This is a genomic window from Shewanella piezotolerans WP3, assembly GCF_000014885.1.
Lineage (GTDB): Bacteria > Pseudomonadota > Gammaproteobacteria > Enterobacterales > Shewanellaceae > Shewanella > Shewanella piezotolerans.
In genome coordinates this window covers 4,714,363-4,731,674 of sequence record NC_011566.1, presented here as the reverse complement: position 1 = coordinate 4,731,674, position 17,312 = coordinate 4,714,363, and the positions used below count along the sequence as shown (strand labels likewise).

The 17,312-nt window shown below is 38.3% G+C and carries 11 protein-coding genes, 1 tRNA gene and 1 pseudogene; 11 read left to right on the top strand and 2 right to left on the bottom strand.

Going from position 1 to position 17,312, the window contains the following annotated elements; all coding sequences use genetic code 11:
- Positions 1–53 precede the first annotated feature (53 nt).
- Positions 54–671 carry a superinfection exclusion B family protein gene (locus SWP_RS20095; protein ID WP_020914484.1) on the top strand — a complete coding sequence of 206 codons (618 nt, stop codon included), beginning with the start codon at positions 54–56 and terminating at the stop codon, positions 669–671.
- Positions 672–766: 95 nt separating this feature from the next.
- Here the strand turns inward: SWP_RS20095 and SWP_RS23655 are convergent, their stop codons facing one another.
- Positions 767–901, bottom strand: a complete 135-nt coding sequence (locus tag SWP_RS23655) for a DUF3149 domain-containing protein (RefSeq protein ID WP_079891968.1) — start codon at positions 899–901, stop codon at positions 767–769.
- 495 nt (positions 902–1,396) lie between these two features.
- Here SWP_RS23655 and SWP_RS20090 point away from each other — a divergent pair.
- The 6 genes from SWP_RS20090 (at position 1,397) to SWP_RS20065 (ending at position 11,210) form a co-directional block, all read left to right on the top strand.
- Positions 1,397–1,481, top strand: a tRNA-Leu gene (locus SWP_RS20090).
- A 394-nt stretch (positions 1,482–1,875) separates the two neighbouring features.
- Positions 1,876–3,384 carry an ATP-binding protein gene (locus SWP_RS20085; RefSeq protein WP_228371085.1) on the top strand — a complete coding sequence of 503 codons (1,509 nt, stop codon included), beginning with the start codon at positions 1,876–1,878 and terminating at the stop codon, positions 3,382–3,384.
- 5 nt (positions 3,385–3,389) lie between these two features.
- Positions 3,390–6,539 carry a Z1 domain-containing protein gene (locus SWP_RS20080; RefSeq protein WP_020914480.1) on the top strand — a complete coding sequence of 1,050 codons (3,150 nt, stop codon included), beginning with the start codon at positions 3,390–3,392 and terminating at the stop codon, positions 6,537–6,539.
- Entirely contained in the window at positions 6,539–7,498 is a 960-nt protein-coding gene (locus SWP_RS20075; RefSeq protein WP_020914479.1) for a PD-(D/E)XK motif protein, read from the top strand. Before SWP_RS20080 ends, SWP_RS20075 begins: the two co-directional genes overlap by 1 nt.
- Positions 7,499–9,352, top strand: coding sequence for an AIPR family protein (locus tag SWP_RS20070; RefSeq protein WP_020914478.1), 1,854 nt, complete (start codon positions 7,499–7,501; stop codon positions 9,350–9,352).
- A gap of 325 nt (positions 9,353–9,677) precedes the next feature.
- On the top strand, positions 9,678–11,210 hold the full coding sequence (locus SWP_RS20065) for a DNA cytosine methyltransferase (RefSeq protein WP_020914477.1): 1,533 nt from the start codon (positions 9,678–9,680) through the stop codon (positions 11,208–11,210).
- A 137-nt stretch (positions 11,211–11,347) separates the two neighbouring features.
- Here SWP_RS20065 and SWP_RS20060 read toward each other — a convergent pair whose 3' ends face one another.
- On the bottom strand, positions 11,348–11,692 hold the full coding sequence (locus SWP_RS20060; RefSeq protein ID WP_020914476.1) for a hypothetical protein: 345 nt from the start codon (positions 11,690–11,692) through the stop codon (positions 11,348–11,350).
- 255 nt (positions 11,693–11,947) lie between these two features.
- Here SWP_RS20060 and SWP_RS20050 point away from each other — a divergent pair.
- From SWP_RS20050 to SWP_RS20040, 4 genes and pseudogenes are all read left to right on the top strand, one after another.
- A protein-coding gene (locus SWP_RS20050; RefSeq protein WP_143711184.1) for an IS3-like element ISSpi4 family transposase occupies positions 11,948–13,125 on the top strand; the annotation gives its coding sequence in 2 pieces (ribosomal slippage) (positions 11,948–12,206 and positions 12,206–13,125; 1,179 coding nt in all).
- A gap of 15 nt (positions 13,126–13,140) precedes the next feature.
- Positions 13,141–13,686, top strand: a pseudogene (locus SWP_RS24795) (DUF262 domain-containing protein); the annotation flags it as partial.
- Positions 13,687–13,860: 174 nt separating this feature from the next.
- On the top strand, positions 13,861–14,793 hold the full coding sequence (locus tag SWP_RS24790; protein ID WP_338057177.1) for a GmrSD restriction endonuclease domain-containing protein: 933 nt from the start codon (positions 13,861–13,863) through the stop codon (positions 14,791–14,793).
- Complete coding sequence (locus SWP_RS20040; protein WP_020914472.1) at positions 14,786–17,302, top strand: DUF262 domain-containing protein; 2,517 nt, start codon at positions 14,786–14,788, stop codon at positions 17,300–17,302. Before SWP_RS24790 ends, SWP_RS20040 begins: the two co-directional genes overlap by 8 nt.
- Positions 17,303–17,312: the final 10 nt, after the last annotated feature.

Below are 17,312 nucleotides of genomic sequence, written 5' to 3'. Positions count from 1 at the left end.
ATTGTTTTTGCTTTTATCTGGTTAGGAACAGAATTCTGACACTGGATTTGGCAATGCAAAAAATTAACCTCAATGCACTTTCTTTTACTGGTAAATCAATTAAAAAATTGATCTTTAATGCAATGCTGTGGCTTTCTTTGGCATGTACAGCGTTACTATTCTCGCCAGTTAACTTTCTTGCCTCAATTAACCTTGCTGAATTTTCCGAGCAATATGCCAATTTAATCGGTTTAGGTTTGATCATTAGTGCCGCGTATTTATTGACGCAGATCCTCAACTACTTCCTTGATGAAGCCATCGGTTATTTAAGTGATAAACGTTCAGTTGAAGTGATCGAAGAGAAGGTGAAACTGTTAGACCCTACCGAACGTGCTTTGCTAAGGGAGTTCTTTTTACAAGGAGAAACAATTCTAACGCTACCTGAAGCTGAGCAAGCTGTAAAAAGTCTGTCTAAAACGGGAATATTGGAACATCTTGGTAATCAAAAGCATTATGCGATTCAAGGTTCTACCGCAGACTTCAAAATATCCATGCGTGCTCGTGAGTATTTAAATCGTCAAGTGCTGCGCTTTCCAGTTGGAGAGCCTAGTCCTGAAGAGATGAAAAACCTGATTAAAGCTCGTCCGCAGTTTATCAATAGTTTTGTTACACCGCGCAAGCACGCAGCTTAAGCTGTTTAGCTATGGCAGGTTTTGTTCGCTTAATGATGAATAAAAGATAAAAAAATGGGGGCAAATAGCCCCCTGCATTAATAGAACGTTGGAGATTAACTCTCAGGATCCGCAGACTTGGTATAGAACATCCACATTAGATAGGAAACAATGCCTATCGTACTAAATATAACGATCATTGATAGCAAGCCGATAGCGTTGCCAAACATCAAATCTAACCAGAATGCCATGTCCGAAATCCTCTTTCTTCTTAGTTCACAGTTAAAGTACTCCTCTCGATTAATGACGTAATTGATCTTGGTCAAGTTACTACCTAGTTATTGGGAATTTGCTGCACGAGTGTTAATAAAGATGCTGTTGATCACGTTTTGCTAATGTGGTGGTTCGCTAAAGTAAATTTCGCAGCTTGAATCGGGACGTTTTTTGCCGTCGAGGCTGAATTTTGCTCAGTTGATAAGAAAGTCAAATCAAAGTGCTTGCCATTACGATATCCGAAGGTATAATTCGCTTCACTCCTTGAGGTCCACCTCATTGAGTCGAGATACAAAGCCTGAGTGGTGGAATTGGTAGGCACGTCGGATTCAAAATATAGCGTCTCTAAGTTCCGATTTGCTATAACATATTGAATAGTCGAAGTTAAAAATCCTTTTTAGATATGATTTATCTTGCAAAGGTTTGCAAAGAATTTTATGATTTGCAATGAGTTATACAGCTACTAAAGCTTTGCCGGTGTGGTGGAATTGGTAGACACGACGGATTCAAAATCCGTTGCTTTCGAGCGTGACGGTTCAAGTCCGTCCTCCGGTACCAAACTTTAAAACCTTGCTAACGCAGGGTTTTCTTGTATCTGACGTATGGTAAATCTTCTAATATCCCTTTCTATTTTCTCATTTAAAAGTACCTGAATAGTCACCTTTGCATGACTTTCCCTATCTCTAGCATATACCTATTTTGGTGTCATTAAAGCTGGCAATATACGGTTCCCGCCTACTCCTTGCTTATCACTGATGAACATGAGAGCCAAAAGCTCAAGGCAGAGAATGCAAAGCGTAAAATACCATTGGATATGGATGTTATCGACGCAGGCTTTATGCAATGATCAAAAAAACCAATGAAAACCGATAAACAAAGTATGAATTTTTAGCTTTTTAATGGTACAAATAGGTAGTAACCCTATAGTTTATAGTGCAATTATGGAGCTGTGTTGTCTAACTGTATGAATGTAATTGATGCTACACCGAAGGCTGACTTTCTAATAAAGTCTATTGCTGAACAAGGATATACTCTTGAGGCTGCAATTGCTGACTTAATCGATAACTCTGTTACTGCTAACTCAAATGTAATCCAAGTCTTGATAGATTCTGACATCGAGCCATTTCAGCTGTTTCTTGCTGATAATGGCGATGGCATGTCTATTGATGAGCTTATCCATAACATGCAATTTCCAAGTTCGAGTCCAGAGGGAGAGAGAGCTCAGCTTGATTTAGGGCGATTTGGCCTTGGGATGAAGGCAGCTTCATTCTCTCAGACTCGGAAATTTACTGTATTGTCGAGAAAGCAAGGAGAAGAGGATTACTATGGCCTAACTTGGGATGTAGATCACTTAGTAAAAACCAAGAAGTGGGAGATAGTAGTTAATAACCAGGCTGAAATTGATCAACTTGTAAGTGAATTTAATAAGTTAAACAATGAATTTAACGGCCAAGTTTCAGAGTTTTCTCCGAATACGATAGTTATATGGTCAGGGCTTTATAAGTTTGAGAAATATCTTAAAGAGCACAATAGAAAAAAGGCATTACATAGAGAAATCGTTCAAAATACCACAGAGCATTTGGGGATTGTTTTCCATAGGTTTTTAGAAAACCCTGAAGACCCATTAACTATTAGAGTTAATAACTCCCATATTAGGTCGTTCAACCCATTTCCTGAAATTAAACAAAGCCTTAGGAAACTTGAGTTTAGGCAGAAAGACTTTGGTAACGACAATATAAAATTAGAAGGGTTTATTTTACCCTCATACAGTATTAAAGACTCACAACAACCAGATAATGCTTGGACAACACCCAATAAAAGCTTGTTAGATATGGAAGGTGTATATATCTATCGAGCAAATCGGTTGATAATTTATGGTGGTTGGAATGGCTTAATCAGAAAGGCTCCTAGAATCCAACTGGCTAGGTTAAGAGTTGATATAGGAAATAAAGCTGATCATTTACTTCATCTGAATGTAGCCAAATCTCAAGTCATGATCCCTCATGACCTAATTAAAGCTTTTAAAGGATATGTTGAAGCACTAACAGCTGAAGCTGAAAAGGAATTTTACAATAGGGGAATAAAGAAATTTGATCATAACACAAGTGATAAAGAAGCCAAATTTTTGCGAAAAATTCATTCTAACAAAGGCCCGTTGCTAGAGATGAATTATGAATTTCCGTTACTGAATGATTTGGTAGATTCATGTGACTCAAAACAAAAAGCTAAGTTAAATTTATTAGTTAGAATGATCAATACTACTATCAATAAAATTAGAGATACTCATGAAGACGTACCTTTTTATAAATGCGAAGAAACTAAAAGCACAAGTTTTGTTGAAGATATTTTGAACCTAAGGGAACATGGATATAGCAATGACTTTATTAAGAAAAACCTCATCAGTGAACTAGGTATAGAATTAAAAACGTTACCTACTGATATTCTTGAAATGCTGGAGTAACAGATATGGATAACTATCGTTTTAAATACCAAGATGCAATCAAAGATAAAATTAAAGAGCACTTAAAAACAGCAAGTTTTGAATCTTTAGAGCAAGTACGTTTAGAATTGGCTGATAGAATATTTTCTAGTTTAGCAATTGTTGCTGAGCATTTAAATTGGCCAAATATAGATAGAGAAACCTTTGAAAGTTACTTTGAAGTTGTTAGAAAAGAGGTTCAATCAAATCATGTCACAACAATAAAAGCCCCCAACCTTTTATCAAAGAATAAATCAACTTGGCTAAATAATTCTAGAGAAAATGAAATTACATGGAATTATACTGAAAGGTACTTAGAGTATTTGCGTGGACAAGGACGTGCAGATACAGTAGTAGAAGAAATTAAAAACTCGAGCTATAAAATTTTAAGTAAATTGGCGGATCCTAAGAGTCAATCGGCTACTTTTGTTAAAGGTCTTGTCGATGGTGATGTGCAGTCAGGTAAAACAGGGAATTTTAATGCTGTAATCAATAGAGCGCTAGACTCTGGTTATAAGCTGATTATTGTTTTATCAGGAATTATGGATGATCTCAGGTCACAAACACAAGCCCGGATAGACAAAGACGTAATTGGTGATGGTAAAGGTGTTGGTCTTAGACAAGCTTTTGGCCATCAAGGTGATGAAAGTGTTTTCCAAGTTGTTTCAATTACATCTGAAGACGAAGACTTTAGCAGACCTTTAGCTAATGCTGACTTCTCCTTAAATCAAACCAATATCATGGTTTGTAAAAAAAACGTCAGCATATTGAAAAATATCTTACTTTGGCTAAAAGACAACTTGCCTAAAGATGCAACTAAGCACAACCTGCCTTTATTAATTATTGATGATGAAGCTGACAATGCTTCGCTTAATAATGAGGGGCATAAAGGTCAAAATTATGCGTCAAAAATTAATGGTCACATTAGAGCAATATTAGGTATCTTTCATAAAAAGTCTTATTTGGGATACACAGCAACTCCATTCGCTAATGTCATTCAAGATAGAAATTCTGCATCAGAAGAAATGTGGAGTGTCCTTGAAATAAAAAAGGAAGGCTCAAAGAAAAAAATAAAGGAAAATACAGAACATTTATTCGATCAAGTCGATAATCTATTTCCTGATGACTTTATATTTCTTTTAGATACCCCCACCAATTACATAGGTGCTCATCGAATTTTTGAAACGCTACAACCAAGCAAAAAACTTCCGGTTGTATTTGATATTGATGACTATACAGCAGACTTTCCAAGTCGAGTAACGGAAGATGGTGATGACGTAATTGGTGTTGAACGATTTGACAATAAACAAGACTGGGAAAATAAAGTAGGCAAGTTTGGTCATTATTTAGACTTTGCTTCATTTAGTGAATATAAAAAGGGCACTCGAGCCTCCAAGTCTGTCGATAATTTCCCAATTGATTTACCTAACAGTATCAAAGATGCTGTGATGTGCTTTGTTCTTGGTATTGCGGTTAGAGAAACTAGACGAAAAGACCTTATTCTCTCTAAAGTATACCAACCTCATAATACTATGCTTGTGCATATTTCAAGATTCACTTCATGGCAAAATAAATCTAGTAAGCTAATTAATGATTTTTATATCGATATCGAGACTAGGTTAAAAATGGATAAGCCAAATGGCGCAAATTCTATCTATCGAAAATTTGAAAAGGTTTGGTCTGACTATTGCGCTGAAATTGTCGGTTCTATTCATAGTCATTTACCTGAAAATTATATTGATGACTACATGCAGCCAGTCTCGTTTGATTCTATAAGCCCCTTATTGGTGGATGCGGTGTCAAATATTGAAGTTCTGGCATTAAACAGCACTACAGGAAAAGATCTTAAATACCAAGATGAAAAACCTCGCAAAGTTATCGCTATTGGGGGGAATAGATTATCTAGAGGCTTTACTCTTGAAGGCTTAACGGTTAGCTATTTTGTACGTTCGACAAACTATTCAGACTCTCTCCTGCAAATGGGTCGATGGTTTGGTTATCGACCAGGCTATTTAGACTGCTGCAAATTATTTACATCTAGGGATTTAATTTCTAAATATGATTCAACATCTTTATGTATTGATGAGTTAAAAGAAGAATTCAAAAAGATGGATCAAAAGGGAACTCCAAGAGATTTTGAATTAAGGGTTAGAAAGCACCCTGGAGTTTTACAGATTACCCGTCCAACTATTTTGAAAAATACAACAAGCATAAAATGGTCGTACCAAGACTCTCTAGTAATGACAACAGAGCTTGATATTACTAAAGAAAAAATTAGTAGAGTATGGGCTGATTTTAAAGGCATTGTTTCTCCTTTGTTTTCTGCTGCCAAGATAAATGAATCATTACTTACTACCACAGTATCTTCTAAAGAGCTCATCAAAATCATTGAATTAAATAACAATTTTGATGAGGCTAGAAATAATCTGATAAAACAATACGTAAATAAGTGTGTTGAAAAAAACTTACTAACATCTTGGACCATAGCAATTAAATTGACAGGTTCAGCTTCTAAATATAGTGGTTTAGGAATACTCACCTCTGATGACACAGGCTTACCTGAAGATGTTCAATTAGCGATTCGAACAGGGCCTGCTCAAGAGAAAGGCAATCATTTTTATGATGAGTTCATAAAAGATCAGAGATTTAAACCTACTGGTTCATCTGCGAATATAATGAGCGGAGGAACAGATATGAAGGTTGCTCTTGAAGAGGACCAAATACTTTTAGCTGAAAAAGAATTTATCATTCAAAAAGTGTTTGAAATTTTAAAAGATGACCCAAATATAAGCGAAGAAGAGGCTCTAATAAAAGCTCAACGAAAAACCAAACCGGAAAGAATATATCGAGAAAAGCTAACTCAAAACCAAGGTGTGCTTATATTTTATTTATTTGATCCCCACTACGTTTTCAATCAAGTTCCTGGCAAAGTAGACACTAATATTCAAAGGCTATTGAAAGAAAGAGGCCAATTACTTAATGAACCATTGGTTGGCATGGCAATGGGTTTCCCTCCAATATCAAGAAAGCTAGACCCTTGTGGAGAGTATGTTAAAGGTGATTATGATCTAGAAATACCAGATGAAGATCAAGATGAAGCTTCGGATGAATTATTACCAACAGACGCGGAGATATAATGGAGTTAAGTGATAAATGGAAACTATTAGAATCTCAAGAGATTGATTCTGGTTTAAGCACAATCAGATTTGAGTCTGGTGGGCCGTTAGAGGTTTTTTTGGCTGTTGACGAAAAATCGAGTCATGCGATATTAATTTATCTTCCTTCCTCATTTACTCCTAAATTTGATGCTCTAAATAACGATAACTTAGAGTTGCTTTTTGTCAAGCAAGGGCATTATCTCCAAATTAAATTATTAGACTCAGACTTTACATCATTGTTCGATGACCTAATTATTTCTTTAATTGATTCAATAAAAAACACCGCTAACGCAGAAGAAGCATCTAAAAACTTCATAACTAGCTATTTAAAGTGGAGTACATTTTTTACAAAAACTTTAGATAAAAAACTGAGTAAAGAGAGAGTAATAGGGCTCTGGGGGGAATTGAGTTATTTACTAAAACTAATTCAAGTCGCATGTTCAAGTGTTCCGATCGATAACATTTTAAAATCGTGGGTAGGACCACTTGGTGCATCACATGATTTTGAGTTTTCCAGCTCCTCAATTGAAGTAAAGACCAAGCCATTAAATTCTAGGGTGATAAAAATATCTAGTGAATACCAACTCGAGAATGTTGATGAAAAACCTCTCAATTTAGAAGTCATCTCTGTTATAGAATCGGAACATGGCTTATCGCTCAAAGATTTATTCCTGAAAGTTAAGGAGCATATAAATAAGAAAAGTGGAGATGTCACTATACTTTTATCTGCTTTAGAAAAGGAAAATCTTAGTGAGGAAGGTCTGTCAAAGTATTCAAGTTTTTTGTTTGCTAGAAAGATGACAGAAACCTTTGATTGTGATGTTGATTACTTCCCCAAAATTAAAGCCTCTGGGTTACATAAGGCTATTTCGACAGTTAAATACAATTTAGATGTTAGAGAATTACAAGAGTTTAGAGTTTCACAGGAGAACTATTAGGTGGAATTAGGCGCAGTATTAAACACTAGAGAAGACTTATTAAACTCTAGCAAAGATGATGACGGTTTTGTACAACAAAATTTGTTGATTGATGAAGTTATGCCATTGTTATTAGAGACTAAAGTGGTTGACTCAGAAGATGTTAATCATACTTATTATCTTTCGAATGACGATAAAATTAAAATCAACGGGTATACGGTTAATAGCACTGGCGAGCGCTTACAAATATTTATAGTTGATGATAGTTACTTATCAGAAAGCAATGATGACTTCTATGTATCTCAACGAAATAACTATGAAGAACAGTTTAAAAAAGCTATCCGATTAGTTTCGTCTGCAATTCAAAATAAACTTAAAAATATCCAAGAATCTGAGCCTATTAAGCCACTAGTTGCTAAATTAGGAAGTGAAGACGGATTGACTCAATTTGATGTTATTGAAATATTTTTGGTAACTTTATCTGCTACCGTTTCTTTTAGAGGAGAAGAGCCTCAGTTACGTACTATTCATTATAAAGATAACAATAAAAGTTTCTCACATAGAGTTGTAGGTAAAAAAGCTCAATCAAAAGAACTTCTTTTCATCAGAAGAGTTGTTGATCTAAATTACTTGGCGAATATATATGCCTCACAAGGTAGGGCTGAGCCACTTAAAGTCGTTTTTAAAGATGTAATTGGCAAGAATATTGAGGTTATTAAAGCAGCTGATGAAGCGGATTTTGAATCTTACTTATGTGTTTTAGATGCACCTATTTTGGCCGATCTTTATAAAAGATATTCAAGTCAGCTATTGGAAAAGAATGTTCGTTCATTTTTACAGTTCAAAGGTGTTAACAAGGGGATTAAGAAAACTATTAAGGATGACCCAGAAAAGTTCATTGCCTTTAATAATGGTTTAACTATCACTGCTACAGAAGCAAAAACATCTTACTATAAAAAATCACTGTATCTAGAAAGCCTAGACGACTTTCAAATTGTAAATGGTGGCCAGACTACGGCTTCTATTTATTTTTCTAGTAAAGAAGGGTTGGATATTAGTAATGTAAAAGTAGTGGCTAAGATTAACATCGCTAAGACTAGTAAATCTAAGGATTTAGATGATCTAATTTCTAAAATAAGTGAGTTTTCAAATAGTCAATCTAGAGTATCTAAAGTAGACCTTCGATCTCGTAGTCCTAAATTAGTACAGTTAAAATCACTCAGCGAAAGTGTCCTGCCCCCATCAGGAAAGAAGTGGTTTTTTGAGCGAGCAAAAGGTGACTTCAATACTCAAGTTAGAAAAAGTACAAATGGTCAGAAATTAAAGAATGAATTTCCTCCTAAAAAACGCTTCACTAAAGAGTTACTCGCCAAATATTATTGTGCATGGGGAGATGCACCACATCTCGTTAAAAAAGGTGGAGAGAAAGTTTTTCGCATGTTTATTGAAGATATTGAGCCAGAACAGGGTGACGGCATAGATATCAACCGTGAATTCTATGAACAACTTATAGCCAAAATAATATTATTTAGAACTATGGAAGAAGTGTATGGCCAAGGAAAGAATGCTATTGGGCAGCTTCGTTCAGCGGCCGTACCATATGCTATATCTGCTATTTACAAGTGGTCTAATACTACTAATGATGGCACATTGCTTTTGCAAAAAATATGGAAACAGGAATGCTTAAGTGATGGACTCATAGAGTGTCTAAAAGAGCTGCTATTCCTTATGAATGAACTTATTAAAAAGTACTCTTTAAGTGACGATTATGGAGAGTATTCTAAAAAGGAAGAGTTATGGGTGGCAGTAAAAGGATCATCAGAGTTAAAGAGCTTCATGGCTTCAGCGAGTACAAAAGCAGCGCTCAATATTTAAGCTGTTTTAAATTAATTGGTAAAATGGACTTATTGAGATGGCATGGTCGAAAGTTCGGCACTTTAGTAAATTGTTATAGTGACCAAGTCTCCCCCTACAAGGAAATTGTCTTATAGATCTGTGCAGGAGTATCTATGAAAGTACCGCCTCCAAGGCAATTGTTCAATTTATAGGTTACAAGTAGAAGTTTTTTCATCGTGAATTAAGTAACTAAAAACAAGTAAGAGCAGTTGAGGAGTAATCTAAAGGAATTAGATAAATCTATTGCTCGACAGTTTCAGCCTGGTATGATTGCCTGGATTCTTTTATTGATAGTAGTAGTTAAATGGAAACTGGTGAAGTTCTTGTAATCGACCTTTTTGCGGGGCCTGGCGGGCTTGGAGAGGGGGTATCTTCTGTAGCTGATGGCGATGGTAACAAACCGTTCAGGATTGGTGTATCAGTCGAGAAAGAGCCTTCGGCACATAAAACTTTAACAACGCGAGCCTTCTACAGAAAAATTAAAGTATTAGATGGCGGATTAGAAGACTACTTCAATTATGTTCGTGGAAAGTTAACTCGGGATGAAATTTTCGAGTTATACCCTCAACAAGCTCAAGAGGCTATTTACGAAACGTTAGAAGAGCCTAGGGCTCTGGGTGAAGATAACGATCTAATCCATTCACGCATTCGTGAATTAATTATAACTCATCAAGGCCCCAAAGTTGTCATTGGTGGGCCGCCATGCCAAGCATATTCTTTAGCTGGACGTTCTCGCAATGCGGGAATCAAAGACTATAAAGCAGAAGATGATCATAGAAATTTCCTATATAAGGAATACCTTAAAGTATTATCTATAGTACAACCCGATGTATTTGTTATGGAAAATGTACGTGGTATTCTGTCTGCCAAACTTAATGGCAACGTTATGTTTCCTCAGATATTGCAAGATTTGAGAGACCCTGGCCTAGTCACAGAAGTTAGGGGGGTGGCTAAATATAGAGTTTTTTCACTTGTTGTAGAGGCAAACGATCCAAGCGATCCTCAATATCCAGATTCTTCAGACTTTCTTATTCGTTCTGAAAACTATGGAGTCCCTCAAGCACGGCATCGTGTGATTTTGTTGGGAGTACGACAAGACATAGCCCATGTTCCTGATACCATTCATCCGATGAAGCAAGCTGTAACTGTTGAACAAGTGCTGTCTGATTTACCTCCATTAAGAAGTGGCTTATCTAAGCAGAAAGATATTCAAAAAGATTGGGAAAACCAAGTACAAATAAATGCTAAAAAGTTAGAACGTATTTTGAAAACGCGATTCGAGAGTGGTGCTGTTGATAAATTAAACCTTGAACCGATGCTAGATTTAGAGCGTCAAAGCTCTCTAGTGTCAGAACTTGAGCGGATTATACCGGCACATCTTGAAGACTGGTATTTGGCTAGTCATCCTGGTTGTGTGTTAAATCATGCGACTCGCGGACATATGACCTCTGATTTACTTCGCTATGCTTTTAGTGCTGCGTTTACCAAGTTAAGTGGTGGTACATCACCTAAAGCAAGAGATTACCCGTTAGAGTTAGCCCCTGATCATGAAAATTGGGATTCGGGGGTTCATGTAGATCGTTTCCGTACCCAAGCTGCAAACAAGTGCGCGACAACGGTAACTAGCCACATATCTAAAGATGGTCACTACTTTATTCACTATGATCCAAAGCAGTGTCGGAGTTTGACTGTTCGAGAAGCTGCAAGATTACAGACATTTCCTGATAACTATTTATTTGAAGGGAATAGAACACAGCAATATGTTCAGGTAGGTAATGCTGTGCCACCATATTTGGCGCAGCAGATTGGGAATATTGTTATGAAGTTACTTGAATAAGGTTGCTTTTGATGAGAATAATCTGGGGTACCAATACACCTGAAATTAGAACTTAGTCATTTCGACAAATGGTGGCACGAATACCACATTAATGGGAAAGATATTCGTTGTCATATGACTAAGGTTAGCGGGATATTTTAACTAACAATATGACCTTGAGAATTACTTAAATTCGTCAAAAACTGGTTAAGGTTTACGATTAGCTCATTTTCAAAAATGATGTCACCACTAGAGCTATAAACTTCAGGGTTTGCTTCATCGCCTTCATTTGTAGCTTCTTGAATTAAGTAGCGTTCATTAGAGGTTTCACGTTTAGATAGTTCCACATAATCAACCCATAAGACATAGTACTGTTGACCAACGTTAAAATAGAAGCTTGGCGATACATCATTGTGCCAGCTTTTGTCTATTAACCAAGGGTACTGGGATAAGTCGAAGCCTAAGTTAAAGTTTTGGCCAAACTCTTGTTTATATAGTTCCATGATTTTTCCTTACCTAGGCATTAGAGTGCGCGCCTAGAATACCAATTTATATAAAGTTATCTAGTGGGGTGGGCTGATAATGTCTAGTCACTCGTCACCGTAACTTGGTAAGCTTTAACCCCAAGGCTATAAGCCAAGAAGTGTTGCTCCCACACTTGGTAGATCTCTCTTGCTTGTTCGATTTGTAGTGGTACGGTGAATTTGGCCACCTAGTTAGAGGTGATATCATTACCTCATAAGTAAACAGGTGACACTATGACGAAACGTACAAGAAGACTTTTTAGCGCAGAATTCAAACTTGAATCAGCTCAATTAGTGCTAGATCAAAATTACTCAATTGTTGAAGCCGCTCAAGCTATGAACGTGGGTAAATCGACCATGGATAAGTGGGTTCGGCAATTAAGAGAAGAGCGACAAGGTAAGCAACCTAAAGCATCACCTATATCACCAGAACAAATTGAAATTCGAGAGTTAAAAAAGCAACTAGCTCGCCTCCAGGAGCACAACGAAATATTAAAAAAAGCCACAGCTCTGTTGATGTCGGACTCACTGAACAATTCTTAATAATTGAGAAACTCAGGCAGAGCTACAGCATAAAAACATTATGCGAAGTGTTCAGTATTCATCGTAGTAGTTACAAGTATTGGAGAAAACGGCCAATAACCATAAACGCAGATAAAGTAAAGCTTCGAAGTCTAGTTAGCGAAGTACATACTGCAAGTAACGGCTCGGCAGGAGCTAGGACGGTTGCAGATATGGTTAGCCAGCAAGGTATCTCGTTAAGCCGTTATCGCGCCACTAAGCTGATGAAGGAGCTTGGTATAGTGAGTTGTCAGGTACCTAAGCACAGATACCGAAAAGCGACACTAGAGCACATCGAAATCCCTAATCACCTAGGTCGACAATTCGCTGTCACCGCTCCGAATGAAGTTTGGGTTGGTGATGTCACCTACGTGTGGGCAGGTAACCGCTGGATGTACTTAGCGGTTGTGATTGATCTATTTGCTCGTAAAGTCATTGGCTGGGCTATGTCGTTATCACCTGATAGCCGTTTAACGGGCAAAGCGCTTTCGATGGCCTATGAAGGTCGTGGAAAACCTAAAGGTGTTATGCTCCATAGCGATCAAGGGACTCACTATACAAGCAGAAGATATCGACAACTATTATGGCGATATCAGCTCAAGCAAAGTTTATCTCGACGTGGGAACTGTTGGGATAATAGTCCAATGGAACGCTTTTTTAGGAGCCTTAAGACAGAATGGATACCACCAATAGGGTATCGTAGCTTTGCTGAAGCTCAGCAAGAAATTACACGATACATAATTGGATATTATTGTCAGCTTCGCCCGCACCAATATAACGGCGGACTGACACCTAATGAATCAGAACGATTGTTTTGGTTAAACTCTAAGATCGTGGCCAATATTAGTTGACCACTACAATGGGGCGCAATCCAGGTTAAAGAGTTGCTGGATGATATTTGGGAGTTCAGTCAACAAAGTGGTAGTAACGATTCAGCCTTTTATTGTCTTCAGCCTGTGGTTGTGGTGAGGTGGGAGGATAGTTGGCAGGTAGTAGATGGACAGCAAAGGCTAACGACGCTACGTTTGATCTTACACTTTATGGAGCAGGAGCACCTAAGGCGACCCTTGACGGATGCCTACAAAAAAAACTTGTATGTTCTACAGTATGAGACTCGCCCGGAATGTGAAGCATTTTTGCAGCGGATCCATGTAGAGTCTAGTTCAGATAATATTGATTTCTTTCATATGGTGCAAGCCTACGAGGCCATTGAAAACTGGTTTATCGAGAAAGATTACAATGACAATAACAAGTTGTTAGGGACGCTACTGGCTAAGTCTCCCGAAGAGCGTTCTGTAAAGGTTATTTGGTACGATTTAAGTGACGAATGTGTCAATAACGATTATGCCATTGATGTTTTTTCCCGTATTAATATTGGCAAAATTCCTCTGACCAATGCTGAGTTGGTTAAAGCTCTTTTTTTACAGCGTAGCCACTTTCACAATGATCAGGCTAGATTGAAGCAGTTGCAAATTGCTACCGAATGGGATGCCATAGAAAAGCGACTGCAGGAGCCTGAATTCTGGTCTTTCACCAGTAATTCAAGCAAGCACTACCCTACCCGGATTGAGTACATCTTCGACCTAATGAAGGGTAAAAAGTCAAGTGATGAGTCATTTTTCACTTTTCATCAGTTTCATAATGACTTTAAGGCCAATGCAGTTGATATTGAGCTGCTGTGGCAGGGAATTAAGCGCTATTTCTTGACCTTTGATGAATGGTTCCAGGATCGGGAACTGTATCACTTGATAGGCTTCTTAGTGGATTGCGGTGAGAGGGTTGCGGAATTAAAAACGGAGTCAGAACGGGTGGACTCAACCAAAACGGACTTCAAAAACTATTTGAGAGTGCGCATCCGCCGTCAGGTTAGTTGCCAGTTGGATGAGCTTGAATATCGCGACTCCCGTATCAAGAAGCTGCTTTTGTTGTTTAATATTCAAACCTTATTGTCTACTCAAGAGGCTGATATGCGTTTCCCCTTTGACCGTTATAAGCAAGAGAAGTGGGATATCGAGCATATTCGGTCTCAGACAGATTCAGCACCTGCAGGTATTGATCGTCAGGAGTGGCTAAGGGGTATAAAGGCTTACTTTAATGGCAGTCGATTTAAAGGGGCTTCTTTAGAAAGAGAGCAGGAGTTTGCTTCTTTGGCAACAGAGCTGCTGGCTCAAGACCGTATTGATGATGGATTCGACGGATTTCATAATGAGGTAATTAGTTATTTTGGGCAAGGAGATGTGTCCTGGAGAGACCAGTTGGGCAACCTGACACTGCTAGACTCTTCAACTAATCGCAGCTATAAAAATGCTCTATTTCCAATCAAACGTGCTCGCATTATAGACAGTGACAAACGAGGGGTTTTTGTTCCCATTTGTACCAAGAATGTGTTTTTAAAATATTACAGCCAGTCTGTGATTGAGCTTATGCATTGGACTGAATCGGACGCCAAGGATTATCAACAAGCGATAGGTCAAATATTGAAGGTGTATTTGCCCGAACAAGGAGAGGGGAATGAGTAATATGGCAATCAATGCAAGTTCGGGCGAGCGACTCAGTTTCTACCAGTTGTTTGATCAAAAGAATATGAAAGTAGAGATTCCTATTATACAGCGGGATTATGCCCAAGGACGGGTTGCAGAGGTTCGGGATACTTTTTTGCAGGCCTTGCACGACTATTTGGAAAAGGGGGAACCTTTTAGGGATTTAGACTTTGTTTATGGCAGTGTGACCACCAATACTTGTGGGCGGGATACCTTCACGCCACTGGACGGTCAGCAGCGATTGACAACCCTTTTTTTGCTGCATTGGTATCTTGCACAAATTAACTGTCAGGGAGAATCCTTCCGGCAGGAATTAAGTACAGATGGCATCTCTTATTTTACCTATGAAACACGTAGCAGCTCGAGAGAGTTTTGCAATGCATTGGTTACCAATGACATAGATTTCAGTGCTTTGCTAATGGAATCGAGTATTGAGTGTTTGAGCAAAACGATTAAAGATCGGGCGTGGTTCTATTTGTCATGGGAAAGTGACCCTACCATCAGTTCAATGCTGATGATGCTGGATGCGATTCACAGTCAATTTTCTGGGAATGCAGATTACTTTGATAAGCTTATCGATAGAGAAAACCCGGTAATTACGTTTCGATTCCTTAACCTTGCTGAGTTTAAACTCACGGATGATTTGTACATCAAAATGAATGCCAGAGGAAAGCCTCTGACGAACTTTGAGAACTTTAAGGCGAGGCTGGAAAAGACTATTAAGTCATTCACAGGAGAGTGGCCGGAATATCGATTGAGTTTCAAGGATGCTCCAGTGTCTGGCTATGACTATTTCATTCATAAAATTGATACAGATTGGGCAGATCTGTTTTGGCGTTACCGTAATGTAGCGTCGCAGGATGAGACCTATGATGATGAGCTGATGAACTTTATTGCCCTATGTGCTGCCAACTTCCTTCTACTGCAGGATACAGAGGATAGCTATAGTTTAAAGAAACGTTTGTTTGGTTTAGGTGGTAGAGTCAAGAGATTATCCTTTTTAGAATACGAGCAGTATAGGTTCTTGCCTCAAGCCCTGATCATTGAATTGATAACACAATTGGATCTGCTACACGGTAACGTCAACGCTTGCTCAGGCATAGCTAAGTACTTGGATAGCAATAGATACTATGACGAAGAAGTTGTATTTGAAAAGATCATTGCCAATCGTTCAAGCTTGCCGGAAAAGCTGAGGTTCCATGCCTTTTATACTGGGGTGGCAAACGGTAAGGCTGGAGCAGAGTTATTGTCCTGGATGCGGGTTGTTTTCAACCTTACAGAAAACACCATCATCAACTCGGTGGATGATTATCACAGGGCTCTGCAGGCTATCAGCGACATGGCCCAAATGGATGGTACTATTCTCAATCAGCTCATCCAAAATGTATCGGTAAAAGGTTTTCTTGCTGCTCAGGTATTTGAAGAGAAACTGAAAGCACACCTGTTGATGAAGTCTCCTGAGTGGGAGGTGGCCATTGTTGAACTCGAAAAGCATAAATTCTTCAAAGGACAAATTGGCTTTGTATTAAAGTTTAGCGGCATAGTGGACTATTTTAATGAGCATGAAAATGTTGGCTGGCTTGATGGAGGGGAAAGCTATTTTGAGCAATTCAAACACTATGCCGATTGCGCATCTGCATTATTTAGTAAAATAGCACATAGCTCTGAGGCATTGAATTTTGCTTGGGAGCGTGCTGTGCTTTCGAAAGGAGACTACCTAACTTCGACAAGTCCAGGTAAATTTAACCTTCTTAGTTCGCGTACAAATAAAGGAAACGTTGACCGTGATCATTCCTGGCGTCGCCTTCTACGCCTTCCTCTTCTAGAAACAAGTTTGTGGAATGAACGGCAAAAACATGTGAAAGCAGTACTGGATGATCCGTCTTTTGACCTTTGCGATTTAAGGGCTGGTTTAGAAACCATTTGTGCCGAAGGATTGAAAGAGCGGCCATTTAACTGGCGTACTATGTTGATTGCCAAACCAGAGTTATTTAGACTTTGTAATCAGGGGTTTATTGCAAAAAATTCAAGTGAGGTAGTGCTATTACATGAATCTCGGCGAAATCACTATCAAAGTGAACTTTATTCCAAATACTTAGAGTTAGAGTTAATAGATCGCGGATTACATACTCCCCCTTTCAGCATCAGAAGCTACAAAAGCGTTCGTAGTGGTGAAGAGTTCGCTTCTCTAATCTTTAGTGGGGCTTACGTCAATGAGCAAGAGTTTGTGTTAAAGGTATGGTACTGGGATGATCAGTACATCTTCCTTTTCTATCTTAATAATGATGAATCAACCCCGTTCCCTGATGAGCTAAAGAGTGCCTTGGTGTTCTGTGGCTTTACAGGAATTGCTGATTTGCAAGGTTATCAGCCTGAAGATTGGACATGTAGCGTTGAGAGTCATGTCTGTTATTGTACAGATCATATGCATGCGTTGACAAAAATATGTGAACTTTGTACTCAGTTGATGAAATTCAGTGATGACTAGCGGGGCTACG